Raw genomic sequence first — 24,023 nt, 5'->3', positions numbered from 1 at the left:
TCGCGATATTGGCTGTACACTGGACTCACGCACTAACTTAAACGACATCACAAGCGGCTTGCCAAGCCGCTTTTTTGTTTAACAGGGGGGCTTATGAGCACCATTGATCTGAACAAGGACAGCTTCCAGGAAGCCATACAGGGCGACAAGCCATTGATCGTCGATTTCTGGGCGCCGTGGTGCGGTCCATGCCGAAATTTCGCCCCGGTGTTCGATGCCGCATCCAACGAACACGAAGACGTGATCTTCGCCAAAGTGAATACCGAGGAAGAACAGGAACTCGCCACCGGAATGGGCATCCGCTCCATTCCGACACTGATGGTGTTCCGCGAGCGTGTCCTGCTGTTCTCGCAAGCCGGTGCGCTTTCCGCTGGCCAGCTCAACGAACTGCTGGAGCAAGTCAAGCAAGTGGACATGGAGCAGGTTCACGCCGAAATCGCTGCCCAGAATGAAGGGGGTCAGACCCCATCCGGGGTCTGACCCCGCCGGCTACAACAGGTTTAAAGGGCCAAACCCCATCCGGGGTCTGGCCCCGCCAGCTAAAAAGGGTCAGACCCCGAATGGGGTCTGACCCTGCAATTTATCAAGGGCCCGGTCCGGGATCCGGCCCCTTGAGCTTTTCCGCCACTTCTGCGTTGTGTTGCCCGAACCGAGGCGGCAGGCGGCGCAGGGCGGCAGGCGTCCTTGAGAGCTTGATGGGCGAGGCAATGGCGCGGTACCCATTCTCGTCCAAGACCATTCCACGATGGCGAGTGTGCGGATGATCCAGCAGTTCCTCCACGTTCATGACCGGCGCGGCCGGTACACCTTTCTTCAGCAGCCGCTGCGACAGCGCGGCGGCCTCGTGTCCGGCAAGCAGCTCCGTCAGCATGGCCCGCAAAGCGGCGCGGTTCTGCAAGCGGTCCGCGTTGCTGGCGTAGCGAGGGTCGTCCGCCAAAGACTTCTGCCCCAGCTCTTCGGCCAATAGATGGAATTGGCGGTTGTTGCCCACCGCCAGGAAAATTTCCCCCGAGCGAGTGAGAAAGGTTTCGTAAGGCGCAATGTTGGGATGCGCGTTTCCCGAACGCTGCGGCACCTTGCCGCTCAGGAAGAAATTGGCCGCGTGCGGGTGGAGCAGTGAAATCGCGCAATCGAAGAGCGTGATGTCCAGAAACTGGCCCAAGCCGCTGCGATGCCTTTCATTCAAGGCCATGAGTATGGCCAGGGCGGCGTTGAGCCCCGTCACCATGTCGACCACAGGAAGGCCCACACGCGTTGCGGCGCCGTCGGCCTCGCCGTTCACGCTCATCAACCCGCACATCGCCTGGGCGCAAGCATCGTACCCCGGCAGGCCTCCCAAGGGGCCGTCCGCGCCGAAGCCGCTGATGCGGCAATGTACCAGTTTCGGAAAGCGCTGCTGCAGCACATCGGCGCCCAGGCCCCATTTTTCAAGCGTGCCTGGCTTGAAGTTCTCGACGAGGACATCGGCATCTTCGAGCATGGCCAGCAGAAAGCCCTGGCCGTCCGCGCTTGAAAGATCAAGGCTGAGTCCAAGCTTGTTGCGATTCACGCCCAGAAAATACGACGCCGTGCCCTCTTGAAAGGGGGGGCCCCAGCCGCGGGTTTCGTCCCCCGCCGGCGGTTCGACCTTGAACACCTCGGCGCCGTGATCCCCCAGGATCTGCGTGCAGTATGGGCCGCCCAGCACACGGGATAGATCGACGACTTTGCAGCCCTGCAAGGCTCCGGCCGGTGTGTTCGTTTTCTGATTCATCTTGGTTCCGTTCAATCCAGAGAAATATTGGCCGCCTTGGTCAATGCACCCCATTTGGGGACTTCGGCCGCGATGAAGGACGCCAGCCCTTGCGGAGTCTGGTCCCGCGCCTCGACGATGCCCTGCTTGGCCAGCGTTTCGCGAATTTCCGGCGCGTGCAGGGCCTGAACGAACGCGCGGTTGAGCTTGTCCACAACCGGACCCGGCGTGCCCTTGGGCGCGACGATGCCGAAGAATACGCTGACGTCATAGCCCTTGAGCCCCTGCTCGTCCAGGGTGGGAAGATCCGGCAAGGCCTCGGACCGCTCCGCGCTTGCAAGTCCGATCGGTATGAGGGTTCCCGCCTTCACATGCGGCAAGGCAGTGAGGATGTCGGTGAAGGACATCGACACCTGTCCTCCGAGCAAGTCGTTCAGGGCCGGCCCCGTGCCACGGTAAGGAACGTGCAGGATGCTGGTGCCCGCCATCTGGTTGAACAGGACTCCAGCCAGGTGCGAAGAGGCGCCATTTCCCGAGGATGCGTAGGATAGCTTGTCCGGATTCGCCTTGGCGTAGGCAATCAGTTCCTGAAGCGTCCTGGCCGGGACTTGCGGGTTGATCACCAGGATGTTGGGCAAATGGCCGATGCGTATGATGGGTTCGAAGCTGGTGCGCGGATCGTATCCCAGGTTCTTGTACATGCCGATATTGATGGCAAGCGGGCCGGATGTGCCGAACAGGATGTTGTAGCCGTCTGGCCTGGACTTGGCCACGTAATCGGAACCGATATTGCCGCCTGCGCCCGCCTTGTTCTCGACGACCACCGGCTGGCCCAGCGGCTCACTCAAGCTTTGCGCCAGGCGGCGCGCCAGCGCATCGGTCGGCCCGCCCGGCGGGAACGGAACGATCAGCTTCACCGGCTGATCCGGATAATCCGCCGCCATGGCGGGAATGGGCATCATTGCGGCTTGCGCAGCCACCAGCAGGCCGGCCGCGGCCAGCGTGACACGTGAAGAAAGCTTGTTCATATTGTCTCCGTTTCGTTATGAAAATAGGCAAAGCAATCCTGTGGCGCAGGATCAGAAAACCAGTGCCCTGAGGGCGTCGAGTTCGGGTCCGGCGGCATCCGGCGCGCAAGGATCGCGGGGAGCGAGCCGATGCCGCAGCACCAGGTCGGCGATGGCGCCGCGCGTTTCCAGTCCCTCGTGCGCGGCTTCCCAGCGCAGCGCAGCGAGCGTCAGGGCGTTGTACAAAGCGCTCGCGGCCTGGCGCGCAAGCTCGGCGTGCCGGCCGCGCGCAGCATGCTCGGCCAGCGAGAATGCCTTGTCCAGGACTTCTTCCTGCAGCGGCGCCAGCTCCGGCGGGCAAGCCCGCCCTTCAGTCAGCAGGCGGCGCACGTGCTCCCGCAGCACCGGCAGGCAGCCATTGCGCTCGATCGCACGCAGCACGTCCAGGGCGACGATATTGCTCGTGCCTTCCCAGATCGATCCCAGGTGGGCATCCCGCAGCAGGCGCGGCTCCACCCATTCCTCGATGTAGCCGCAGCCTCCGCGGACTTCCATCGCATCGCCCGTCACCTTGCGGGCATCCCTGCAAGCGCGGAACTTGATCAATGGCGTCAGGATGCGCACCAGCGAGCGCGAAGCTTCGTCACCCTGATCCGCCCGCTCCAGCGCCGCCGCCGTCTGGAACATGATGGATCGCGCCTGTTCCGTGGGCACCAGCATCTTCAGCAACTGGCGCTGCATCAACGGCATGTCCACCAGGCGCGAGCCGAATGCCCGGCGATGCCGCGCAACGTACACGGCCTCGGTAAGAGCGCGCCGCATCAGCCCCGCGGCCCGCATGCCATTGGACAGCCGCGAGTTGTTGATCATGTCGGCCATCTGCTGGAAACCGCGCCCACGCTCGCCCACCAGCCACGCAAATGCGCCTTCCAGGCGTATTTCGCCGCTGGCCATCGAGCGCGTACCCAGCTTGTCCTTCAAGCGCAGGATGCGGTAGTGATTGTGGCCGCCGTCCGGAAGATCCCTGGGCAATAGGAACAGGGACACGCCGCCCAGCCCCGCTTTCGCTTCGCTGCGCGCCAGAACCATGGCGAAGCCGGCATCGGGATTCGAGCAGAACCATTTGTCTCCGGTCAGCCGCCAACTGCCGTCGGCTGCCCGCTCCGCCCGGGTCTCCGTCGCGCTCACGTCCGACCCGGCCGCCTGCTCTGTCATGAACATGGCGCCCTGCCGGAGCTCGTCGAAATCGAGTGCCGTGACCTGAGGCAACACCTTATTCACCAGCTCATCGTCGCCGTACCTGCGCAGGGTGCGAGCCAAGGAATCCGTCATGCTTACCGGGCAGCACAGGCCGAACTCCGCCTGCACGAACAGGTGGCTCAGTGCGTACTTGGCCGCGGGCGGCATGGGCGCAGGCCAGCCCAGGACACCGGGGCGGTGGGACATGGCCGCAAGACCCAGTTTGGCGTAGGCCACCTTCTCCAGCTGCACATAATCGGGATGCTTGGAGATCACCGGCTGGTCGCGGCCGTCCCGCGTGCGTACGGACAGCGTTGGGGGATGCTTGTCGGCGATATCGGCAAGTTCGTCCAGGCTGCCGCCGGCCAGGCCACCCAGCTCATCGAAGGTCGGCAGCAAGTGAGCATGAAGATCCGGCGGCAGATACAGCTGCAGCATGGGCGCCGCATAAGGATCTGCGGCGAACAGATTGATGCCCCTCGAATCGGGGATGTTGGAGGCCGCAACCGAAGCGGGCATGGGAGCGTTCATGATGGTCACCTCGTTTGATTTGATCCATCTTAAGTTTCCGAATTAATATCCACAAATACCAAATTTCTTATTATTGATATACGATTTGTATAGATAGACCATGGACCTGGACCCACGCCTGCTGCGCTACTTTGCAGCGGTCGCCGAAGAGCTGAGCTTCAGCCGCGCGGCCGAACGCCTGCATATTTCACAGCCTCCCCTCAGCTACGCCATCAAGCAGCTGGAGGAGGCTCTGGAAGTACGCCTGCTGGATCGGAACAGCCGCAATGTAGCGCTTACCGCGGCGGGCGCCGCGCTCTACAAAGAGGCCATGTTCCTGTTGCAGCGAAACGCAGAGGTCAAGCAGTTGGTGCGCAGCGTGGATGCGGGCGCCCAGGGGCAGATCCGCATCGGGTTCGTCGGCTCCATGCTGTACCGGGGCCTGGCAGAACTGCTCAAGCGTTTCGATGCGCGTTACCCCAAGGTGGAGCACGTGCTGCTGGAACTGAACTCGGCGGAACAGATTCAACTGGTGGAGCGCGGCGGCCTGGACATCGGATTCATCCACGCCAACCCTGTGCCCGAAGGCATGGCCTGCCTGACCCTCGTCGAAGAGCCGTTCTCGGTCTGCCTGCCGGAACGCCATCCCCTCGCTCGTGGCGATTCCATCGACCTGGCAACCCTGGCCGATGAGCATTTCATTTTCTTTTCGAGGCTGTTTTCACCGAGCTATTACGAAACCCTGCTGTCCATGTGCCTACGGGCGGGGTTCTTCCCTTCGGTGAAAAAAGAGGCCCGCCACTGGCTGAGCGTCGCGACACTGGTGTCGCAGGAACTCGGTGTATCCATCGTCCCGCGCTGCCTGGCGCGCAGCCGCCTGGCTGGATTGCGCTTCCTGGACTTCGAGCACAATCGGAAGTCGGTCAGCAGCCTGATCTGGATGCCCGCGCATGAATCGCGCATCAAGGACAAGCATATCGAACTGATTCGCGAGCATTGGGGTGGGGGTCAGACCCCGGATGGGGTCTGATCCCGGCGCGGTAAGGGGACAGACCCCGTACGGGGTCTGTCCCCCCAAGGATGGGGTTTGACTCCGGCACGTCGTTGGGACTAGGGGGTCAGACCCCATTCGGGGTCTGACCCCGTCAAACGTCCCTGCCCTCGCGTCAGGTCGGTGAAAAGACGCAAAAACTCGTCCGCCCTGCCCCGCGGCAGGGCCAGCCGCCACTGCACGCCTTCCGCATCGAATGCTTCATGAAGCACTCTGATCTCGACGCTCGCAAAGCGTGACTGCACCAGCGCCATGTCGGAAAAGGCGCAGGAACAATCTAGCTCCACTTCGTCGACGATCTCGATTTTCTCTGCCAAGCGCAGGCATTGCGCGGCTGCGCCGCCATAGGCTCGAATGAGTCCGCCCGGACCCAGCTTGATACCGCCGAACCAGCGCACCACCAGCACGGCGACCCGGTCGCAATCCTGTCCTTCTATCGCTTGCAGGATGGGCCGACCGGCCGTGCCGCCGGGTTCGCCGTCATCGTTGAAGCGGTATTCGTTTCCGATGCGGTACGCCCAGCAATTGTGCGTGGCTTCGCCGACAGCGTGCGCTGCGAAGAACGCCATGGCTTCGTCCGGCGTCCGCACCGGCGAGGCGAAAACCAGGAAGCGGCTTTTCTTGATGTCTTCCTGGTAAGTCGCCTGCCCGGCCAAGGTGTATGCCATGCCGCCTGCCTTTTAGCGTTGACGGCCTCTAGGCCTCGATGCCGCGCGAAGCCAGGTAGTCGTCGTAGTTGCCTTGGTAATCGATGAGTTCGCCATTGGGCAGGATCTCGATGATGCGCGTCGCCAGCCCGGACACGAACTCACGGTCGTGCGAGACGAAAATCAGCGTGCCGGCGTAAAGTTCGAGCGCGAACTGCAGGGACTCGATGGATTCCATGTCCAAGTGGTTGGTGGGTTCGTCGAGCAGCAGCACGTTGTGCCGGCCCAGCATCAGCCTGCCGAAGCTCATGCGGTTCTTTTCGCCGCCCGACAATACGCGGACTTCCTTGCTGATGTCGTCGCCCGAAAACAGCAGGCGGCCCAGCACCGAGCGCATTGCCTGGTCGTCATCGCCGGCCTGCCGGTAATCGGACAGCCAGTCGAACAGGTTGCTGGAGGACTGGAACTGGTCGGAGACGTCCTGCGCCATATAGCCGATATCCGCGGCCTCCGACCATTTCACGGTGCCCGAGTCCGGCGGCAGATCGCCGGCCAGCATGCGCAGCAAGGTGGTCTTGCCCACACCGTTGGCACCGATGATGGCCACCTTCTGCCCGGCTTCTATCATGGCCGAATAAGACTTGATGACCGGACGATCGTAAGTTTTGCTGATGTTTTCCACCGTAACCGCCAGACGGTGCAGCACTTTGTTCTGTTCGAAACGTATATACGGATTCTGGCGGGAAGACGGCTTGACCTCGACCGCCTCGGCCTTGATGCGGTCGATCTGCTTGAGGCGCGACGTCGCCTGGCGCGCCTTGGATTTATTGGCCGAGAAACGGCGCACGAAATCCTGCAGCTCCGCCACGCGCTCCTTGGCCTTGGCATTGGCCGCCGATTGGCGTTCGCGTGCTTGCGTGGAAGCAAGCATGTAGTCGTCGTAATTGCCCGGATAGATGCGCAATTCGCGGTAGTCCAGGTCGGCCATGTGCGTGCACACCTGGTTCAGGAAGTGGCGGTCGTGGCTGATGATGATCATCGTGCTCTGGTAGCCGTTGAGCACGTCCTCGAGCCAGCGTATGGTGTTGATGTCCAGGTTGTTGGTCGGCTCGTCCAGCAAAAGTACGTCCGGATTGGAAAACAGGGCCTGGGCCAGCAGTACCCGCAGCTTCCAGCCCGGAGCAATCTCGCGCATCGGCAAGTCGTGCTGCTCGACGGGGATCTCCAGCCCAAGCAGCAGTTCGCCCGCGCGGGACTCGGCCGTATAGCCATCGTACTCGGCAAACTTGGCTTCAAGGTTGGCCGCGTGCATGTAGTCGTCTTCCGTGGCCTCCGGGTTCGCATAAATGGCGTCCCTTTCGGACATGCACTGCCACATTTCCTCGTGCCCCATCAGCACCACGTCCAGCACCCGCGTATCTTCGTAGGCGAACTGGTCCTGGCGCAGCTTGCCCAGCCGGACGCCCGGATCGAGCGACACATTGCCGGCCGACGGTTCGAGGTCCCCACCAATGATTTTCATGAAAGTGGATTTGCCCGAGCCATTGGCGCCGATGAGGCCATAGCGGTTGCCTTCGCCGAATTTGACGCTGACATTCTCGAACAGGGGTTTCGAGCCGAACTGAATGGTTAGATTTGCGGTGGATATCACAGAGGAGTTTTCACGTAGGATGTCAAAATAACCTGGTATTTTAACAAGCCGCCATTAAACGCGCTCTGGTATTCAAAAGGGTCAGACCCCATGCGGGGTCTGACCCTGGAAATCTTTGGGGAAGGGGTCAGACCCGTGTGAAGAAGGGGTCAGACCCCGTACGGGGTCTGACCCCCATATCAATCGGCACAACCGGGGTCTGACCCCTCAGGCGTGCTCGCGGATGAGCAGATACGCCATGCCGTCCTCGGTGGCGATCCCCACTTTGCGCCCTATCGGCAAGGTCGCCTTGACCTTGACATGTCCATACGGCAGCCCGGTGATGACCGGGACTTTGACATGCGCCCGCAGCCATGCCAGGACGGAAGGAAAATCATAGCCGTTGTCATGCGGCGCGAGACGATAATCGGTGAATCGGCCCAGCACGATCGCTTGCTGGCGCGCCAGTATGCCGGCGTGCCACAGCTGCGTCAGCATGCGTTCGACGCGAAAAGGGTGTTCGGCCACGTCTTCAAGAAACAGGATGCCGCCGGAGATGTCCGGCATATAGGGAGTGCCGATCAGCGAACACACCATGGCCAGGTTGCCGCCCCAAAGGATGCCGCGGGCATCCACGGGATCAGAATCCGGGGACTCGAAGCTCAGGACCTCGAGTTCGCCGCGCATGCTTTCTGCGAACAAGTCGGCGGTGAGATCGTCCATTTTCTTGTTGCCGAAGTCGAATATGGCCGTGGGGCCCGCATAGCTGTATGCCCCCGTCTGGGCCAGCAGCGCCAGATTGAATGCCGTGAAGTCGCTCTGGCCGATGAACAATTTGCCGCTGTCGGCCACCGCCCGCCAGTCTATGTACGGCAGCAGGCGGCTCAGCCCGTATCCGCCACGCGTTGCCATGACGATGGGATGCTTCTGCTTCAGCGATCGCTGGATGGCCGCCAGGCGTTGCTTGTCGGTTCCGGCGAAGCGCTCGTGCACGGCCAGCGCCGTGCGGTCGACGGCGGACTTGAAGCCGATGCTCGCCAGCCGTTCGCGAGCCAGCGCCAGCGCGGCCGCATCTCGAATCGCGCCCGAAGGCGAGATCAGGTAGATGCCCGATAGCGCGGCATGCTGATGGCCGCAATCGCAATCTGGACCGTGCTCGTGGCCGGCGTGGTTCATGCTCATTCCTTCGGAAGCATATGAAAAAAAACGCGCGTATAAGTATACATGCGGTGCACCGTGGGCCGGCATGCATGACCTATGACTGAACACGCTCCGACTTCCGGGCGCGCCGCCGTTCCCGGAAAAACGCCCGCAACATCTCGCCGCATTCGTCGGCCAGCACGCCTCCCCTGAACTCGGTCTGGTGGTTCAGGTGCCCGATACCGGGCAGATCGAGCACGCTGCCGCAAGCCCCGGTCTTGGGATCGGCAGCGCCATAGACCACCTGAGCGACGCGTGCATGCAGCAACGCGCCCACGCACATCGCACAAGGCTCGAGCGTCACGTACAGCCGCGCGCCCGGCAGGCGATAGTTGCGCAGGACTGCAGCCGCCTGCCTCAAAGCCACGATTTCCGCGTGGCAGGTAGGGTCGTGATCGGTGATCGTACGATTGAACCCCGCGCCCAGGATGGCGCCGTCCGCCCCGACGATCACCGCGCCCACCGGCACTTCGCCCGCCTCGCGCGCCAGAACCGCCTGTTCCAGCGCCAGGCGCATGGCTGCGATATCGGCGCCCTCAGCCACGGTAGGTCCGATTCTTGAGCGCGATGCGGCCGGCCAGGCTTTCCACGGCCTCTTCCAGCCATTGATACAGCTCCGCCTCGTCGTCGTAGCGCGCCTGGTTCAGGTTGGAAACACGGCCTTCCTGGATGAACCCCCATGCCCGGCTGCGCTTGTGGCGGTGACGGGGATCCCAGACGCCGAATGCGACTCCACCGGACCGGCGGATCAGTGAAAAGCACGGGATGTCCGTATAGCCGTCGCCGACGAATATCATCTGCTCGAAAGGCACGCGCAGCCGCTCGGACGGGATCTTGCGGTTGACCTCGAATGGCTTGTTGCGCGATGACGCGCCGACAATCCCTTTCTGGATGTGGAAAAGGTAGCGCGTCTTGTCGGTGAAGCTGACCACGCGCTTGGGGAACTCGATTCCGCCTTCGCCATCGTAGATGAATTCCGACGCCCAGATATCGGTGAACTCATGGGCAATGGACGTATTGCGCAAGACATCGCCTATGCCGCTGCTGATCAAGTAGAACTCCAGTCTAATCTGGGGATGATCCCGCTCGACCTGCACGCGCAGCCGCTGGAACAGCGATTCGACACCGCTATGCAGGGGCAGGCGCCGGCCCCAATCCTCCAGGCGATCGAGCGTGATGGCGCCATGCTTCCCGGACCGTGACAGCTCTATCATTTGATACAGAAACGCCGGAACGGGGTCCCAATCCTGCTCGAACAGCAGGGGGTCGACCTTGCGCGACCAGAAATCCTCGACGTCGACGCCGATCTCATTCAGGAAGCCGGACGTGCTGTCGGGAGCCAGGGTATCGTCGAAATCGAAAACCAGTGCAATAACGTCTGACATTGAGCGACTCTCCGGAGCCCGCGAACGCGAGGAAAAACTCGCCTGACGCCGCAGCTCGGGCCGTATATTCAAAAACGAAAGTGTAGCGTGTCTGAATTGGCGTCGAGAAGATTGATATAAGTCATGATCTGCATGGCTCCTCTCCTGTGCCAAATCTTGGCCGACGGGTATGATGTCTGCAGCAACACGGCTCATTGCAAAGCAGAACCTCATCCACAATTCAAACCAGGAGATCTCTCATGCTTGGACGTATCGCCATCCATCTCGGCAAAGACGCGGGCCTTGCCAGGCGCCTGGACACCGCCATCAAGCTCGCCGGGCAAAACAACGCCGAACTCGTGGGCGTCTATCCCGCCGGGCCGTCAGCCCTCAGCTACGACGATCCGGTCATCCCGTCATCCCTGACGAAAATGCTGCGCGACCGGGAAGCCGACGTAGAGGCCGAAGTGAAGGCCCTCTTCACCGAGAAAACGGAACAGGCGGGCGTGAAGGCCCAGTGGCGCGCGCCGCGCGGGCCGGCCGAGGACTCCCTGGCGCTGCATGCGCGCTATTGCGATCTGCTCGTCATGAGCAAGGTCGGCAAAGAGGCGGTGAACGAATTCAACGCTTCGCTGCCCGAAGCGGTCATCATGGCGGCCGGCCGCCCCGTGCTGATGATTCCCGCGGTGGGCGCCATTCCGAGCATCGGCAAACGCATCCTTTTCTGCTGGGATCACAGGCGCGAAGCGGCGCGCGCCTTTGCGGACGCCGCCCCGTTCTTGGAATCGTGCTCGGAACTCGTCGTGCTCTGCGTCGACCACGAACCGGGCGACCTGCGCTACAACGATGTGCAAGCCGACGACTTCGCGGCATTCTGCGCGGCGCGCGGCTATCCCAAGCCGCTAGAGACCATCAAGAAAAGCGAAGGCATAGGGGTGGGCAACGTCATCCTCAATACCGCTACCGATCACGGCAGCGACCTCATCGTCATGGGTGCGTACGGCCACAGCCGCATGCGCCGCTGGATCATGGGCGGCGCGTCAGAGGTCCTGCTCGGCTCCATGACGGTGCCGGTGCTGCTATCGCATTGAGCTTTTCAACCGGCGCAGTACGCGGGGCAGGCATTCGGGGAGGTCCTCGGAGACCAGCCCCGGCCCGAAGCGCCGGGCCGATTCGCCATGGAGCCAGACCGCCGCCGCAGCCGCGAGAAACGGCTCCATGCCTTGCGCCATCAAGCCGGCGATGAATCCCGACAGTACATCGCCGGTCCCGCCCGTGGCCAATTCGGGCGGCGCGTTGTCGTTGATGATCGCCTGGCCGTCCGGCGCCGCGATCACCGTGTCCGTACCCTTAAGCACGACGACCGCCCCGCTTTGTGCCGCGGCGCGCCGGGCGCGTTCCAGCTTGTTGCCGCGCGTGGCGAAAATTCGATTGAACTCGCCCTCGTGCGGCGTAAGTACGCAGGGACCCGCAATGGCCTTATATAAGGCCTCGGGGTCGGATCCGAAGACACTGATGGCGTCGGCGTCGAGCACGACGGCGCGTTTGCTCGCCAGGGCCTGCAAAGCGTGCTTGCGGGTGATGTCCAGCACACCGGCGCCCGGCCCGACCACGATGGCGTTCTTGCGCGGATCCGACAAAATGTCTTCGATCGTGCCCGATTCGCGTATTGCCTGCACCATGATGCTCAGGGACGCGCTGGCATAAATCGGCCACACCGCTGCAGGCGCCGCGATCGTCACCAGCCCGGCGCCGACACGGGATGCCGCCCGCGCCGCCAGGCGTGCCGCGCCGGTCATGAGCTGCCCTCCGACCACCAGCACGTGGCCACGCTGGTATTTGTGACCGTCCATCGCGGGCCATGGGTAACGGCGGGCCCACAACGCCGGCCGATTATGGAAGGTGTCTGGCCGGACCGTGGCAAGCACGTCGTCCGGGATGCCGATATCAGCCACGACGAGTTCGCCGCACAATGCTCTTCCCGGCATCAGGAAATGGCCCGGCTTGGAGCGAAAGAAAGTGACGGTGAGGTCGGCGCGCGGCGCCATGCCCAGGACCTCGCCGCTGGCGCCGTCCAGGCCGCTGGGCACATCGACCGCGCACAGCGGCAAGCCGCGTGCGACGACCGTGTTCAGCAGATCGGCGGCCACGCCGGCCAATGGACGGCTGATACCGGCGCCGAACAAGGCGTCGATGACCAGCTTTGCGTCGTCCAGCATTTCGACCGCGATCTGCTCGACCGGACCCTTCCATTGCGCGGCATGATAGGCGGCATCGCCGGACAGCAGCCGCCTGTCGCCCAGCAAGCCGACGCGTACCGGCCATCCGGCCAAACCGAGATGACGCGCTGCGACGAAGCCATCGCCTCCGTTGTTGCCGGGACCGCACAGCACCAGCACCGGACACTTGCGCCAGCGCTGAGCCACCGCATTGGCGACCGCCGCTCCCGCCGCTTCCATCAGCGCGCCACCGTGCACGCCGCCCTTGATGGCGAGCTGGTCCGCCGTCCCCATCTGGGCGGGCGTCAGCAGGGCGCAGCCCCGTTCGGATAAAGTCATGGTCATTATGTTATTGTGCAACAGAGCCGCCTGGAAATCACCATGCCACCCATCATTTCCGTACGCAATCTCTCTAAAACCTACCCCACGGGGCTGCAAGCCCTGAAACACATCAACCTGGACATCGAGCGCGGGGAAATCTTCGCCCTGCTGGGTCCCAATGGCGCCGGCAAGACCACACTGATCAGCATCATCTGCGGCCTCGCGCAGCCCACTTCCGGCACCGTGCTGGCCGACGGCCATGACATCATCTCGGATTACCGTCAAGCGCGCTCGCTGATTGGCCTCGTACCACAGGAATTGACCACCGACGCCTTCGAAACGGTCTGGGCCACTGTCAGCTTCAGTCGCGGCCTGTTCGGCAAGCCACCCGATGCCGCACACATCGAGAAGGTGCTGAAGGCGCTTTCCCTGTGGAACAAGAAAGACAACAAGCTCATTACGCTGTCGGGCGGCATGAAACGCCGCGTGCTGATCGCCAAGGCCCTGTCGCATGAGCCCCGCATCCTGTTCCTTGACGAGCCCACGGCGGGCGTCGATGTGTCGCTGCGCAAGGAGATGTGGGAGGTCGTGCGCTCCCTGCGCGCCACGGGCGTCACCGTCATCCTGACCACGCATTACATCGAAGAAGCCGAGGAAATGGCGGACAGGGTCGGGGTCATCAACAATGGCGAAATCGTGCTGGTGGAAAAGAAGGCGGAACTCATGCGCAAGCTGGGCGAAAAACAGCTTACCCTGGAGCTGCAGCACCCGCTGGAGAGCCTGCCCGAATCCCTGGCCGACTATCGGCTGGAACTGGACGCCGACGGTTCCCGCATCGTGTACACCTACGACACCCAGCGCGGCCACCACGATATAGCGGGACTGTTCGGCGCGCTGGTGCGCAGCGGCATCGAATTCCGGGACTTGCACACCAAGCAAAGCTCGCTGGAGGAAATCTTCGTGAAACTGGTACGGGAAGCAAAATGAATCTGCACGCCATCCGCGCGATTTATGTTTTCGAAATGGCGAGGGCGTGGCGCACGCTGCTGCAAAGCATCGTCGCGCCGGTCATTTCCACTTCCCTGTATTTCGTCGTCTTCGGCGGCGCGATCGGCAACCGGATCACCGAGATCGACGGCATCAGCTATGGTGCCTTCATCGTGCCGGGCCTGATCATGCTGTCCCTGCTCACGCAGAGCATCTCGAATGCGTCTTTCGGCATCTATTTCCCGAAATTCACCGGCACCATCTACGAAGTGCTTTCCGCGCCGGTTTCGTATCTGGAAATCACGCTGAGCTACGTCGGCGCCGCCGCGACGAAGTCCGTCATCCTGGCGCTCATCATCCTGGCGACCGCCGCCTTCTTCGTGCCGCTGCGCATCGATCATCCGCTGTGGATGATCGCCTTCATGATCCTGACCGCCGTCACCTTCAGCCTGTTCGGCTTCATCATCGGCATCTGGGCCGACGGTTTCGAGAAACTGCAGCTGGTCCCGCTGCTCATCGTCACGCCCCTGGCTTTTCTTGGCGGAAGCTTCTATTCCATCAATATGCTGCCGCCCATCTGGCAGACGGTAACGCTGTTCAATCCCGTCGTGTATCTGATCAGCGGCTTCCGCTGGAGCTTCTACGGCGTCGCCGACGTCAGCATCTACACCAGCCTGGCGATGACGCTGGTCTTCCTGGCACTGTGCCTGGCCATTGTGGGATGGATCTTCAAGACCGGGTATAAGCTGAAAAGATAGGCGCGGGAAGCCGAGGGGTCAAGGAGTCAGACCCCGTACGGGGTCTGACCCCTTCATCAATCCCGGAAATTATTGAACTGCAGCGGCAGTTCGACCTCGGTCTTTTTCAGCAGGGCAATCGCGGTTTGCAGGTCGTCGCGCTTCTTCCCGCTTACCCGCAGTTTGTCGCCATTGATCTGCGCCTCGACTTTCAGCTTGGCGCTTTTCATCTCGGCGATCAGTTTCTTGGAAACCGCCTGCTCTATGCCCTGCTTCACCGTTACCTTGCGGCGCGCGCCGGAGACGTTTTCCAGCGGCTCGCCGATGTCCAGGCAACGTACATCGATGCCTCGCGCGGAAAGCCGGCCGCGCAAGATGTCTAGCATCTGGTTCAGCTGGAACACACTGGGCGCGGACTGCGTCACCACATAGCCTTCGAGCTCGAAGGTGGCATTCGTGCCCTTGAAGTCGAAGCGCGTCGAAAGTTCGCGATTGGCCTGGTCAATGGCATTGCTCAGCTCATGCTTGTCTACTTCGGAGACGACATCAAACGAAGGCATACAACAAATCCTTGAATACGAGAACGACAAAAAACGAGTTTACCCGACCGACGCGAAGCCGGCCTGTGGGGGAATCAGGCGGCGCTGGCGGGTTCCAGCGTTTCGGCCAGTTTGCGCAGCTCGAATTTCTGAATCTTGCCGGTGGAGGTCTTGGGCAATTCGCAGAACACCACCGTGCGCGGCACCTTGAAGCCCGCCATGTGTTTCTTGCAATGCTCGATGATGGCGTCCGAGGTGGCGCGTGCGCCTTCCTTGAGTTCGACAAAGGCGCAGGGTGTCTCGCCCCAGCGTTCGTCGGGACGCGCCACAACAGCGGCGGCGAGTACGTCCGGATGACGATAAAGGACGTCCTCGACCTCGATGGAGGAGATGTTTTCGCCGCCGGAAATGATGATGTCCTTGCTGCGGTCCTTGATTTTCACGTAGCCGTCCGGATCCATCACCGCCAGGTCTCCGCTATGGAACCAGCCTCCGGCAAGCGCTTCTTGCGTGGCCTTGGGGTTCTTCAGGTAGCCCTTCATGGTGATGTTGCCGCGGAACATGATCTCGCCCATGGTCTGCCCGTCGGCCGGCACGGGCTGCATGGTGGCTGGGTCCATGACGGCGATGCCTCGTTCGAGATGGTAGGTGACGCCCTGGCGCGCGTTCAGGCGGGCGCGTTCGCCGATGTCCAGGTCGTTCCAGGAATCGTGCTTGGCGCAAACGGTGGCCGGGCCGTAGACTTCAGTCAGGCCGTAGACGTGCAGCAAATCGAAGCCCATGCGCTCCATGCCCTCGATCATGGACGCGGGCGGAGCCGCGCCGGCCACCATGGCCTTCACGCCGGACGGCATGCCCTCCTTCATCGACTGCGGCGCATTGACCAGCATGCTGTGGACAATGGGCGCGCCGCAATAATGATCGACGCCGTGCTCGCGGATGGCGTCGAAAATCGCCTGTGCCTCGACCCGGCGCAAACACACGTTCACGCCCGCGCGGGCAGCAACCGCCCACGGAAAACACCAGCCGTTGCAATGGAACATGGGCAAGGTCCAGAGATAGATGGCGTGCTTGGGCATGTCCCATTCAAGAATGTTCGAAATGGCGGCGGTCGCGGCGCCGCGGTGGTGGTAGACCACCCCTTTGGGATTGCCGGTGGTGCCGCTGGTGTAGTTCAAAGCAATCGCGTCCCATTCATCGCCGGGAAGCGCCCAGTCATAGTCGGGATCGCCCTGGGAAAGCAGGCTTTCGTACTCGAGGGTGCCGATGGGCGGGTTCCCGCCGGTATATAAAGGGTCGACGACATCGACGACCGTGATCGGTTCGCGCGACTGCCTGAGTTCGAGCGCTTTCTTCATGGTTGGCGCAAACTCGGTATCGACGATGACCAGCCGGGCTTCGCCGTGGTCCAGCATGTATGCGACCGTGGAGGGATCCAGCCGGGTATTGATGGCATTGAGCACGGCGCCGGCCATGGGAACACCGAAATGGGCCTCTACCATGGGAGGCGTATTGGGCAGCATCACCGCCACGGTGCTTCCCTTGCCGATTCCATGCTGTTCCAGGGCGCTCGCCAGGCGCCTGCAGCGGGCGTACAGCTGGGACCAGGTCCGGCGCAAGGCTTGCGACCCCGAGCCATGGACGATCGCAAGCCGGTCCGGATACACGGCAGCCGAGCGTTCGATGAAGGACAGCGGAGTGATCGCTGCATGGTTTGCCGGAGTCTGCGGCAAACCGCGGTCGAAAATACTGGACATTCCTGGTCTCCTGTGGTTCTTATGGCAGCCGGGGCTTACATAAAATGATAGTCCCGCGCCTAGAAAAGCGCCAGTAGCGCCAGCCAGAAGGGAATGAGGATCGCCGTGGCGATGCCGTTCAGGCCCATGCCCAGCGCGGCGAATGCGCCGGCGGTTTCATTCACCTGGAAAGCCCGCGCCACACCGATGGCATGGGCGCTCAGGCCAAGCGAGAATCCTTGCGCCGCCGGGTCCGCGATGCGCAGCAGCCGCAGCAGGAATCCCGAAAGAATCGCTCCCGCGATGCCCGTCACTGCAACGGCTATCGTGGTCAACGAAGGCAGACCGCCGGTCAAGGCCGCAACCTCCATCGCAATCGGCATGGTGGCTGATTTCGGAGCGATCGACAATTGAGTCTGCAGGCTGCCGCCCAGCATCCATGCGATGCCCATGCCCGTCACGATGGCCGTGGCGGAACCGGCCAGCAGCGCGACGCAAAGCGGCGCCATCATCCGCTTGAGACGGCCCAGTTGGCCATACAGCGGTATCGCGAGCGCGACAGTGGCGGGCCCGATCAGGAAAGTAAGAAACCAGGTATGCCCGGCATACGCCTCATAAGGTGTGTCGGTGGCATATAGAACCGCCACCACCATGGCCACCGCCGTCAATACGGGCAGCAGCAGCGGATTGCCGCGACAGCGCAGGTACGCCTTCAGCGCAATCAGGTAGGCCGCCACCGTGAATGCCAGCCAGAACAAGGTGGAATCCGCGAGATACGCCCATGATTCTTGAAGCGCCGTGCTCATGAGCCTAGGGCCTGGTGAGGTCAATGGGCTCTGATCCTTTACTGCGCCGCATCATCCAGCGCAGAGTAAGCGCCGTGACGGCGATGGTAAGCGCCACGCCGCCGATGCAGGCCGCAAGAAAGGGTATCCATTCGCGCTGCAGCGTGCCGAAATACGCAATGATTCCCGCGACCGCCGGAATGAACAGCAGCATCAGGTGCTTGAGCAGATGCTGGCACGTATGGCGCAGGCCGTCGGGCACTTTCCCATATGCCATGAGGGCGACAAGCATGAGCAGCATCCCCACCAAAGGGCCCGGCAGGGGCAGCGCGGTCAGGCGCACCAGCGTCTCGCCCGCGATTTGCATGAAAAACAGAGAAAAGACGGCTAGCAGTACCGGCATGTAAGCATGGCCCATAAATGGATGGCGCAGCGCCAAACACTAGCACAGAGCGCTGCGCGAATCCATAGACGCTTTCATGGTCTTGCGAAGACGGATGAGAAAGGCTTCCAGCCCTGGCGCATTCCCGTCACCGCCAGGAATATCGCGGCCACCCCGACCCATTGCAGCCAGCGCAGATGCTGGCCGAATGCCGCCCAATCCACCAGTATCGCAACAATCGGATACATGAAGGACAAGGCTCCCGTCATGGTCGTGGGCAGCTTCTGTATGCCGCCATATAACAGCACATACATCAAACCCGTGTGCACCACGCCCATTGAAACCAGGGTGAACCACGTGAACGGCGATGAGGATTCAAGGGCGCCGAGCCCCACGAAGGGCGACAGCAGCAGAACGCCGGTGCACACCTGGATCAAGGCGATCAGATGCGGAGGCACCCCGCTCAAGTGCTTGACCAAGATGGCCGCCACGGCATACAGAAAGGCGGCGCCCAGGGACAACATGATGCCCACCAGGTAGGCGCCCGCCCCGTATGCCGGCGCCCCTTCCTGAACCGTAATGGCCAGCATGCCGGCGAATGCCACCCCCAGCCACAGCATCTTGTCCGATGTGATGCGCTCGCCCAGGAATACGGCGCCCAGGGCCACGAGCATGAAGGGCTGGGTGTTGTATACCGCGGTCGCGATACCGATGGATGCGCGCGAGTAGGCCGCGAACAGGAAGACCCAGTTGCCGACGATGGCAACGCCGCTGACGACGGCCCAGCCCAGCGTGGTGCGATCGAGCATCCCGCGGCGCAGGTGGCCCATGGCGCCGCAGATGAAGAGCAAGGTGACGGCGCCAAACAGGCAGCGCCAGAATACGACCTCCAGGACGGGTTGCCCCGACATCACTACAAACCAGCCTATCGTGCCCGATATGAGCATCGCGCTTGCCATCTCCAGCGAACCGCGCTTTACTTGTTCTTCCATTTCCTGCTCCTGATGCGACAGGCGTAAGTGTGATCCTTTCCCATCTCGCGATCCATAGCAATTCCAAGGCAAAATCGGTATTCTGCTTTTTTCTTGTAAAGCAATTCAGATTTTTACTTTATCAACCAGCCCATGCCCGACGAAATAGACCGTATCCTGATCAATGCGCTTACCGAGGACTCGCGCCGGACGCTGAAAGACCTGGCCCGAATCAGCGGGCTGTCGTCCCCCAGCGTGGCTGAACGCCTCAGGCGTCTTGAAACGCGGGGACTGCTCACCGGCTACACCGTCACCATCGACCCCAAGGCATTCGGCTACCAACTGCAGGCCATCGTGCGCATCAAGCCCATGCCGGGGCGCCTTCCCGCCATCGAAAGACTCATCCAGGCAACGCCGCAGTTTACCGAATGCGACAAGGTCACCGGCGAGGACTGTTTCGTGGCTCGCCTGGCCGTTCGATCCATGGAACAGCTCGATGCCATTCTTGATACCCTCATCGACCAGGCGGAAACCAACACTTCCATTGTGAAATCGACGCCGGTCAAGCGCCGCCTGCCGCCTCTCACCTCGCCGGATTCCGATGCGGCATGAAAAGAATACGCATGTGCACGGCGATTCTCTTCACGGCGGCAGCGCTGGGGGGCTGTGCCCTGCCTCAGGGTGCGACGGTATCTTCCCGGCCGTCCACCGAAGAACTCTCCATCGAGCAATTCGCGCAGACCGACTTCAACCGGACGGTCTCGGTAGCGATGCGCGACAATCTCGAAAGCCTGGCCCGCCTGCTCGAAAAACTCTACCGGCGCAACCCGGCCGAGTGGCGCAAGACGGGCGCACCTGATATCGAAGCCGCCATCGAGCAAGGGCGCAAAGCCATACGGGAAGGACGGGCGCCGCCCGAGCTGGCCGGCTTGCGCGACATCGAGATCCTGTCGGTGGCGCTGGATCCTAACTACCGCGGCGACCGGGTGGGCGCCTTCGTTGCCGGCATGGCAAGCACCATCATCAACGCCCACGACGGCAAGACGCGCTTCTACGTGACCGACGTCCTGAATGCCCAGCATGTCTATAACGCCGCGCGCAACGTGGAAATCGCCGCCTGGCTGCTCGCCAGCAAGCGATTGGGCGATGGCCGTCCGCTGCTGCTGGCGAATGAAATATCGGATGGCGCCACCAACCTGAGTTTCGAGCGGGAATTCGGCCAGCTCATCGGCCGCCTGGATCTCATCGCCAACCTGCTGGACGAAAACCTGCGCCGCGTGGGGATCAATTACATGCAGGGGCTGCTTTTCTTCAATTTCCTGCCCGTGCGCTGAGGGGTCAGACCCCGTACGGCGCGAAAGCCGAGGGGTCAGACCCCATGCGGAGCAGAGGTCGAGGGGTCAGACCCCGTACGGGGTCTGACCCCAGCAGAAGTCAAAGGGGTCGGACCCCGCATGGGGTCCGACCCCTCAAGCTTCAGTTGCTGCAAAGCGGTCACAAATCACTATAATTCGTCCTTTCGGCGCACGAATGCGCCTTCTGCCCGACCACGGCAACCATTATAAAAAGAGCGACCAATATGAAAACTACTTCTCTTCTTTCCACCGCCCTCCTCGGCATGGCCGTGGCGGCGGGCGGCGCGGCGCACGCCGGCAAGGTACTGGACTCGGTCAAGGCCAAGGACCAGGTCGTGTGCGGCGTGAACACCTCGGCGCCCGGCTTCTCCGGCACGGACAGCAAAGGCGAATGGCACGGTCTCGACGTCGATGTCTGCCGCGCCGTTGCCGCGGCGGTATTGGGCGATGCCTCCAAGGTGAAATTCGTACCTTTGAATCCGCCGCAACGCTTCACCGCGCTGCAGTCGGGCGAAATCGACATGCTGGCCCGCAACACCACCTGGTCGCTGACGCGCGACGCTTCGGTCGGCGCGGTGTTCACGGCCATCAACTACTACGACGGCCAGGGCTTCATGGTGCCCAAGAAATTCAACGTCAGCAGCGCAAAGCAGCTGAAGAACGCTGAAATCTGCCTGCAATCGGGCACGACGTCCGAAAAGAACGTGGCCGACTATTTCAATGCCAACGGCATTCCTTACAAGTCCGTGGTGTTCGACTCTCCCGAAGCCGCCCACACGGCGTTTTTCTCGGGCCGCTGCCAGGTGATTTCGACCGACATGTCCGAACTTGCAGGCATCCGGACCCAAAGCCCCAACGCCGACGACTACGTCATCCTGTCCGACGTCATCTCCAAAGAGCCGCTCGGCCCCGCGGTGCGCCGCGGCGACGACGAATGGTTCGCGATCGTGAAATGGTCGCTCTTCGCCATGCAGAATGCCGAAGAGATGGGCATTACGCAGGGCAACGTGGACAAGACCAAGGCTGACAGCAAGGATCCCAATGTTCAGCGTCTGCTGGGCACCGGCGAAGACATGGGCAAGCTGCTGGGCCTGGACAAGGACTGGTCCTACCGCATCGTCAAGCAGGTGGGCAACTATGGCGAAAGCTTCGACCGCAACATGGGTGAAAACTCGCCGCTGAAGCTGCCGCGCGGCGTGAACAAGCTGTGGAACGACGGCGGGCTGATGTACGCGCCACCCATCCGCTAAGACCGACGACTCATGCGTTAGCCGGAAGGAACAGGCCCGCCTGTTCCTTCTGTGTTTGGAACCATCGCAATGCCCCCCTCGCACAACAGACCGAAGCGTTCGTTTTCATGGTCGACCGAAAACGGCCGCGGCCTCATCTATCAGATCATTGCCGTCGCCATCCTGGCGTTGCTGGGCTGGTACCTGTTTTCCAATACCGCCCGCAACCTCGATGCCATGCAGGTGAAGTCAGGCTTTGGCTTCCTGTCGCAGCGCGCCGGCTTCGACATTGGCGAGACCATTTTTTCCTATGTATCCAGCGACTCCTATCTGCGCGCATTCCTGGTGGGCGTCGGCAATACGCTGCGGGTGTCACTGGCCGGCATCGTGCTTGCAACCCTACTCGGCACACTGGTCGGCATCGGACGTCTGTCCAAGAATTTTTTGTTGCGCAAGCTCTGCGATACCTATGTGGAGACCCTGCGGAACATACCCTTGCTGATCCAGCTCCTGGCGACCTACCTGATCATCACCGAGCTGCTGCCTTCGGCGCACGATGCCTTCCATCCCTTGCCGCATACCTATCTCAGCAAAAGCGGCCTGCAACTGCCCGTGCCGGTGTGGTCGGCCGGCTGGATCTGGGCGATCGCCGGCCTGGTGACCGGCGTGGCGTGCGCCCTTCTCTTGCGACGGACGGCGCGGCGCCGTCAGGAGCGCACCGGCCAGGCGCCCCGCAGCGGCCTGATGGGCGCTTTGTGTCTCGTCGCTCTGCCGGTGATCGGCTGGCTGCTGGGCGGCGCCCCAAGCGAGTTCGATGTTCCGGAAGTCACGGTGTTCAATATCAGCGGCGGCGTATCGTTGACCCCTGAATTCCTTGCTCTGCTGATCGGCCTGACGCTCTACACCGCCAGCTATATTGCGGAAATCGTCCGCGCCGGCATTCTCGCCGTTTCCGCCGGCCAGCTCGAAGCCAGCTCGGCATTGGGCCTGTCGCGGGCCCAGACGCTCAGGCTGGTGGTGCTGCCGCAGGCGATGCGCGTCATCGTTCCACCGCTGACCAATCAATACCTGAACCTGACCAAGAATTCCTCGCTGGCCGTGACGGTGGGCTACCCCGACATCGTATCGGTGGCCAATACCGCCATCAATCAGAACGGCCAGGCGCTTGAATGCATATCCATCATCATGCTCGTCTACTTGTGCATCAGCCTGCTGATCGCCGCCTACATGAATTGGTACAACAACCACGTGGCGCTGGTGGAGAGGTAAGCCGACATGTCCGTTCTCCCTCCGCCCGCCACCGCCCATCCTCGTCCCGCGCCTGTCGTCCGCTCCAGTGCCCTGGGCTGGTTGCGCGCCAACCTGTTCTCGGGCTGGAAAAGCACGCTGGTCACCCTGGCCATCCTCTGGCTGGCCATCAGCATCGTTCCGGACATCTATCAATGGGCGGTCGGCAACGCCGTCTTCGCACCGGACTTCATGGCCTGCCGCGCGGTCGCGCGGGAAGGTGCCTGCTGGGGCATGATCGCCGAGAAATCGCGCCTCATCTTCTTCGGCCGGTATCCTTATCTGGAACAATGGCGCCCGCTCGCGGCCACGGTGATCATGGTCGGGGCGCTGGCCATCAGCTGCTATCGGCGCTTCTGGCGCAAATGGCTGGTGCTGCTCTGGGCTGCGGCGCTCGGCGCCTTCCTGGTGCTGATGCGCGGCGGCGTCTTCGGCCTGAGCTACGTGGAAACCAATCTTTGGGGCGGCTTTCCCCTTACCTTGATGCTGACGGTGGTGGGCCTTTTCTTCGCCCTGCCCCTGGCCGTCCTGATCGCACTGGGGCGGCGCTCCAAGCTGAAGGCCATACGCGTCTTTTGCGTGTTCTACGTGGAAATCATTCGCGGCATCCCACTGATCACCGTGCTGTTCACCGCCTCTTTCCTGTTCCCGCTTTTCCTGCCGCCGCAGTACAACATCGACGTCCTGCTGCGCATACAGATAGGCATCATCCTGTTCACGGCAGCCTATCTTGCCGAGACGATACGGGGCGGGCTGCAAGCCATCCCCAAGGGCCAGTATGAAGCCGCGGCCTCCATGGGCCTGGGATATTGGCAAACCGTGCGCAAGATCATCCTGCCGCAAGCCTTGCGCGTCGTGGTGGCGCCGATGGTGAATACCTTCATCAGCACCTTCATGGACACCTCGCTGGTCACCGTGGTGAGTCTCTATGACCTGACCGGCGCCCTGCGGCTGGCCCTGGGCGACCCGAACTGGAAAGCCTTCTTCATCGAAGGCTATCTGTTCATCGCCATGATCTACCTGGTGTGCTGCTACGGCATGTCCCGCTACAGCCAGTGGATCGAGAAACGCATCAACATGCGCCAGTCGCGCTGA

24 protein-coding genes are annotated in these 24,023 nt (G+C 62.1%); 10 read left to right on the top strand and 14 right to left on the bottom strand.

Features of this window, described 5'->3' with window-relative positions; genetic code table 11:
• Window positions 1-93 precede the first annotated feature (93 nt).
• Entirely contained in the window at window positions 94-480 is a 387-nt protein-coding gene (gene trxA, locus ACSBPU_RS10205) for a thioredoxin (protein ID WP_442597812.1), read from the top strand.
• Between the two features lie 103 nt (window positions 481-583).
• Here trxA and ACSBPU_RS10200 read toward each other — a convergent pair whose 3' ends face one another.
• Genes ACSBPU_RS10200 through ACSBPU_RS10190 form a run of 3 tightly spaced genes read right to left on the bottom strand, consistent with a single transcriptional unit; the run spans window position 584 to window position 4,509 of the window.
• Complete coding sequence (locus ACSBPU_RS10200; RefSeq protein WP_442597811.1) at window positions 584-1,753, bottom strand: CaiB/BaiF CoA transferase family protein; 1,170 nt, start codon at window positions 1,751-1,753, stop codon at window positions 584-586.
• A gap of 11 nt (window positions 1,754-1,764) precedes the next feature.
• The gene (locus ACSBPU_RS10195) at window positions 1,765-2,760 is read right to left on the bottom strand and encodes a Bug family tripartite tricarboxylate transporter substrate binding protein (RefSeq protein ID WP_442597810.1); all 996 of its coding nucleotides are present in this window, start codon (window positions 2,758-2,760) and stop codon (window positions 1,765-1,767) included.
• Window positions 2,761-2,811: 51 nt separating this feature from the next.
• Window positions 2,812-4,509, bottom strand: coding sequence for an acyl-CoA dehydrogenase family protein (locus ACSBPU_RS10190; RefSeq protein ID WP_442597808.1), 1,698 nt, complete (start codon window positions 4,507-4,509; stop codon window positions 2,812-2,814).
• Window positions 4,510-4,609: 100 nt separating this feature from the next.
• Here ACSBPU_RS10190 and ACSBPU_RS10185 point away from each other — a divergent pair, with 100 nt between their 5' ends.
• On the top strand, window positions 4,610-5,518 hold the full coding sequence (locus tag ACSBPU_RS10185) for a LysR family transcriptional regulator (RefSeq protein ID WP_442597806.1): 909 nt from the start codon (window positions 4,610-4,612) through the stop codon (window positions 5,516-5,518).
• An 80-nt stretch (window positions 5,519-5,598) separates the two neighbouring features.
• Here the strand turns inward: ACSBPU_RS10185 and ACSBPU_RS10180 are convergent, their stop codons facing one another.
• From ACSBPU_RS10180 to ACSBPU_RS10160, 5 genes are all read right to left on the bottom strand, one after another.
• Window positions 5,599-6,207 carry an IMPACT family protein gene (locus tag ACSBPU_RS10180; protein WP_442597804.1) on the bottom strand — a complete coding sequence of 203 codons (609 nt, stop codon included), beginning with the start codon at window positions 6,205-6,207 and terminating at the stop codon, window positions 5,599-5,601.
• A gap of 28 nt (window positions 6,208-6,235) precedes the next feature.
• Window positions 6,236-7,837, bottom strand: a complete 1,602-nt coding sequence (locus ACSBPU_RS10175; RefSeq protein WP_442597802.1) for an ABC-F family ATPase — start codon at window positions 7,835-7,837, stop codon at window positions 6,236-6,238.
• 207 nt (window positions 7,838-8,044) lie between these two features.
• Window positions 8,045-8,992, bottom strand: coding sequence for an LD-carboxypeptidase (locus tag ACSBPU_RS10170; RefSeq protein WP_442597800.1), 948 nt, complete (start codon window positions 8,990-8,992; stop codon window positions 8,045-8,047).
• A 79-nt stretch (window positions 8,993-9,071) separates the two neighbouring features.
• The gene (gene tadA / locus ACSBPU_RS10165; RefSeq protein ID WP_442598301.1) at window positions 9,072-9,533 is read right to left on the bottom strand and encodes a tRNA adenosine(34) deaminase TadA; all 462 of its coding nucleotides are present in this window, start codon (window positions 9,531-9,533) and stop codon (window positions 9,072-9,074) included.
• Between the two features lie 19 nt (window positions 9,534-9,552).
• Complete coding sequence (locus tag ACSBPU_RS10160) at window positions 9,553-10,401, bottom strand: haloacid dehalogenase-like hydrolase (RefSeq protein ID WP_180069656.1); 849 nt, start codon at window positions 10,399-10,401, stop codon at window positions 9,553-9,555.
• Window positions 10,402-10,640: 239 nt separating this feature from the next.
• Between ACSBPU_RS10160 and ACSBPU_RS10155 the strand changes: the two genes are divergently transcribed.
• Entirely contained in the window at window positions 10,641-11,471 is an 831-nt protein-coding gene (locus tag ACSBPU_RS10155; RefSeq protein ID WP_180069659.1) for a universal stress protein, read from the top strand.
• Here ACSBPU_RS10155 and ACSBPU_RS10150 read toward each other — a convergent pair.
• Window positions 11,460-12,938, bottom strand: coding sequence for an NAD(P)H-hydrate dehydratase (locus ACSBPU_RS10150; RefSeq protein WP_442597797.1), 1,479 nt, complete (start codon window positions 12,936-12,938; stop codon window positions 11,460-11,462). The genes ACSBPU_RS10155 and ACSBPU_RS10150 overlap by 12 nt on opposite strands.
• Window positions 12,939-12,980: 42 nt before the next feature.
• Here ACSBPU_RS10150 and ACSBPU_RS10145 point away from each other — a divergent pair, with 42 nt between their 5' ends.
• Together ACSBPU_RS10145 and ACSBPU_RS10140 are read left to right on the top strand one after the other, a co-directional pair.
• On the top strand, window positions 12,981-13,907 hold the full coding sequence (locus ACSBPU_RS10145) for an ABC transporter ATP-binding protein (RefSeq protein WP_442597795.1): 927 nt from the start codon (window positions 12,981-12,983) through the stop codon (window positions 13,905-13,907).
• On the top strand, window positions 13,904-14,665 hold the full coding sequence (locus ACSBPU_RS10140) for an ABC transporter permease (protein WP_442597793.1): 762 nt from the start codon (window positions 13,904-13,906) through the stop codon (window positions 14,663-14,665). Before ACSBPU_RS10145 ends, ACSBPU_RS10140 begins: the two co-directional genes overlap by 4 nt.
• A gap of 56 nt (window positions 14,666-14,721) precedes the next feature.
• Here the strand turns inward: ACSBPU_RS10140 and ACSBPU_RS10135 are convergent, their stop codons facing one another.
• The 5 genes from ACSBPU_RS10135 to ACSBPU_RS10115 form a co-directional block, all read right to left on the bottom strand.
• Window positions 14,722-15,204 carry a YajQ family cyclic di-GMP-binding protein gene (locus tag ACSBPU_RS10135; RefSeq protein ID WP_180069671.1) on the bottom strand — a complete coding sequence of 161 codons (483 nt, stop codon included), beginning with the start codon at window positions 15,202-15,204 and terminating at the stop codon, window positions 14,722-14,724.
• A gap of 74 nt (window positions 15,205-15,278) precedes the next feature.
• Complete coding sequence (locus ACSBPU_RS10130) at window positions 15,279-16,940, bottom strand: acyl-CoA synthetase (protein WP_442597791.1); 1,662 nt, start codon at window positions 16,938-16,940, stop codon at window positions 15,279-15,281.
• A 59-nt stretch (window positions 16,941-16,999) separates the two neighbouring features.
• Entirely contained in the window at window positions 17,000-17,725 is a 726-nt protein-coding gene (locus ACSBPU_RS10125; protein ID WP_442597789.1) for an LrgB family protein, read from the bottom strand.
• Window positions 17,726-17,729: 4 nt separating this feature from the next.
• Window positions 17,730-18,107 (bottom strand): CidA/LrgA family protein, encoded by a 378-nt coding sequence (locus ACSBPU_RS10120; RefSeq protein ID WP_442597787.1) that lies wholly within the window; start codon window positions 18,105-18,107, stop codon window positions 17,730-17,732.
• Window positions 18,108-18,181: 74 nt separating this feature from the next.
• The gene (locus ACSBPU_RS10115; protein WP_442597785.1) at window positions 18,182-19,078 is read right to left on the bottom strand and encodes a DMT family transporter; all 897 of its coding nucleotides are present in this window, start codon (window positions 19,076-19,078) and stop codon (window positions 18,182-18,184) included.
• A 132-nt stretch (window positions 19,079-19,210) separates the two neighbouring features.
• Here ACSBPU_RS10115 and ACSBPU_RS10110 point away from each other — a divergent pair, with 132 nt between their 5' ends.
• From ACSBPU_RS10110 to ACSBPU_RS10090, 5 genes are all read left to right on the top strand, one after another.
• Window positions 19,211-19,669: an Lrp/AsnC family transcriptional regulator gene (locus tag ACSBPU_RS10110; RefSeq protein ID WP_442597783.1), complete on the top strand. Its 459-nt coding sequence runs from the start codon at window positions 19,211-19,213 to the stop codon at window positions 19,667-19,669.
• Entirely contained in the window at window positions 19,666-20,391 is a 726-nt protein-coding gene (locus tag ACSBPU_RS10105; protein WP_442597781.1) for a hypothetical protein, read from the top strand. The genes ACSBPU_RS10110 and ACSBPU_RS10105 overlap by 4 nt, the downstream gene beginning before the upstream one ends.
• 245 nt (window positions 20,392-20,636) lie before the next feature.
• On the top strand, window positions 20,637-21,662 hold the full coding sequence (locus ACSBPU_RS10100; protein ID WP_442597779.1) for an amino acid ABC transporter substrate-binding protein: 1,026 nt from the start codon (window positions 20,637-20,639) through the stop codon (window positions 21,660-21,662).
• 69 nt (window positions 21,663-21,731) lie between these two features.
• Complete coding sequence (locus ACSBPU_RS10095; RefSeq protein ID WP_442597777.1) at window positions 21,732-22,910, top strand: amino acid ABC transporter permease; 1,179 nt, start codon at window positions 21,732-21,734, stop codon at window positions 22,908-22,910.
• A 6-nt stretch (window positions 22,911-22,916) separates the two neighbouring features.
• On the top strand, window positions 22,917-24,023 hold the full coding sequence (locus ACSBPU_RS10090; RefSeq protein WP_442597775.1) for an amino acid ABC transporter permease: 1,107 nt from the start codon (window positions 22,917-22,919) through the stop codon (window positions 24,021-24,023).

The organism is Parapusillimonas sp. JC17 (assembly GCF_052180245.1).
Taxonomy (GTDB): domain Bacteria; phylum Pseudomonadota; class Gammaproteobacteria; order Burkholderiales; family Burkholderiaceae_B; genus Parapusillimonas.
The sequence above is the reverse complement of the archived record's forward strand: the minus strand, read 5'-3'. Positions and strand labels throughout refer to the sequence as shown.

Bases quoted from the DNA above. Each gene is read 5' to 3' on its own strand.
- tadA (WP_442598301.1), bottom strand. From the start codon at position 9,533: ATGCGCCTGGCGCTGGAACAGGCGGTTCTGGCGCGCGAGGCGGGCGAA.
- ACSBPU_RS10115 (WP_442597785.1), bottom strand. From the start codon at position 19,078: ATGGAAGAACAAGTAAAGCGCGGTTCGCTGGAGATGGCAAGCGCGATG.
- ACSBPU_RS10130 (WP_442597791.1), bottom strand. From the start codon at position 16,940: ATGTCCAGTATTTTCGACCGCGGTTTGCCGCAGACTCCGGCAAACCAT.
- ACSBPU_RS10140 (WP_442597793.1), top strand. From the start codon at position 13,904: ATGAATCTGCACGCCATCCGCGCGATTTATGTTTTCGAAATGGCGAGG.
- ACSBPU_RS10095 (WP_442597777.1), top strand. From the start codon at position 21,732: ATGCCCCCCTCGCACAACAGACCGAAGCGTTCGTTTTCATGGTCGACC.
- ACSBPU_RS10180 (WP_442597804.1), bottom strand. From the start codon at position 6,207: ATGGCATACACCTTGGCCGGGCAGGCGACTTACCAGGAAGACATCAAG.
- ACSBPU_RS10160 (WP_180069656.1), bottom strand. From the start codon at position 10,401: ATGTCAGACGTTATTGCACTGGTTTTCGATTTCGACGATACCCTGGCT.
- ACSBPU_RS10190 (WP_442597808.1), bottom strand. From the start codon at position 4,509: ATGAACGCTCCCATGCCCGCTTCGGTTGCGGCCTCCAACATCCCCGAT.
- ACSBPU_RS10110 (WP_442597783.1), top strand. From the start codon at position 19,211: ATGCCCGACGAAATAGACCGTATCCTGATCAATGCGCTTACCGAGGAC.
- ACSBPU_RS10150 (WP_442597797.1), bottom strand. From the start codon at position 12,938: ATGACTTTATCCGAACGGGGCTGCGCCCTGCTGACGCCCGCCCAGATG.
- ACSBPU_RS10105 (WP_442597781.1), top strand. From the start codon at position 19,666: ATGAAAAGAATACGCATGTGCACGGCGATTCTCTTCACGGCGGCAGCG.
- trxA (WP_442597812.1), top strand. From the start codon at position 94: ATGAGCACCATTGATCTGAACAAGGACAGCTTCCAGGAAGCCATACAG.
- ACSBPU_RS10185 (WP_442597806.1), top strand. From the start codon at position 4,610: ATGGACCTGGACCCACGCCTGCTGCGCTACTTTGCAGCGGTCGCCGAA.
- ACSBPU_RS10195 (WP_442597810.1), bottom strand. From the start codon at position 2,760: ATGAACAAGCTTTCTTCACGTGTCACGCTGGCCGCGGCCGGCCTGCTG.
- ACSBPU_RS10120 (WP_442597787.1), bottom strand. From the start codon at position 18,107: ATGCCGGTACTGCTAGCCGTCTTTTCTCTGTTTTTCATGCAAATCGCG.
- ACSBPU_RS10090 (WP_442597775.1), top strand. From the start codon at position 22,917: ATGTCCGTTCTCCCTCCGCCCGCCACCGCCCATCCTCGTCCCGCGCCT.
- ACSBPU_RS10170 (WP_442597800.1), bottom strand. From the start codon at position 8,992: ATGAACCACGCCGGCCACGAGCACGGTCCAGATTGCGATTGCGGCCAT.
- ACSBPU_RS10135 (WP_180069671.1), bottom strand. From the start codon at position 15,204: ATGCCTTCGTTTGATGTCGTCTCCGAAGTAGACAAGCATGAGCTGAGC.
- ACSBPU_RS10155 (WP_180069659.1), top strand. From the start codon at position 10,641: ATGCTTGGACGTATCGCCATCCATCTCGGCAAAGACGCGGGCCTTGCC.
- ACSBPU_RS10145 (WP_442597795.1), top strand. From the start codon at position 12,981: ATGCCACCCATCATTTCCGTACGCAATCTCTCTAAAACCTACCCCACG.
- ACSBPU_RS10200 (WP_442597811.1), bottom strand. From the start codon at position 1,753: ATGAATCAGAAAACGAACACACCGGCCGGAGCCTTGCAGGGCTGCAAA.
- ACSBPU_RS10125 (WP_442597789.1), bottom strand. From the start codon at position 17,725: ATGAGCACGGCGCTTCAAGAATCATGGGCGTATCTCGCGGATTCCACC.
- ACSBPU_RS10100 (WP_442597779.1), top strand. From the start codon at position 20,637: ATGAAAACTACTTCTCTTCTTTCCACCGCCCTCCTCGGCATGGCCGTG.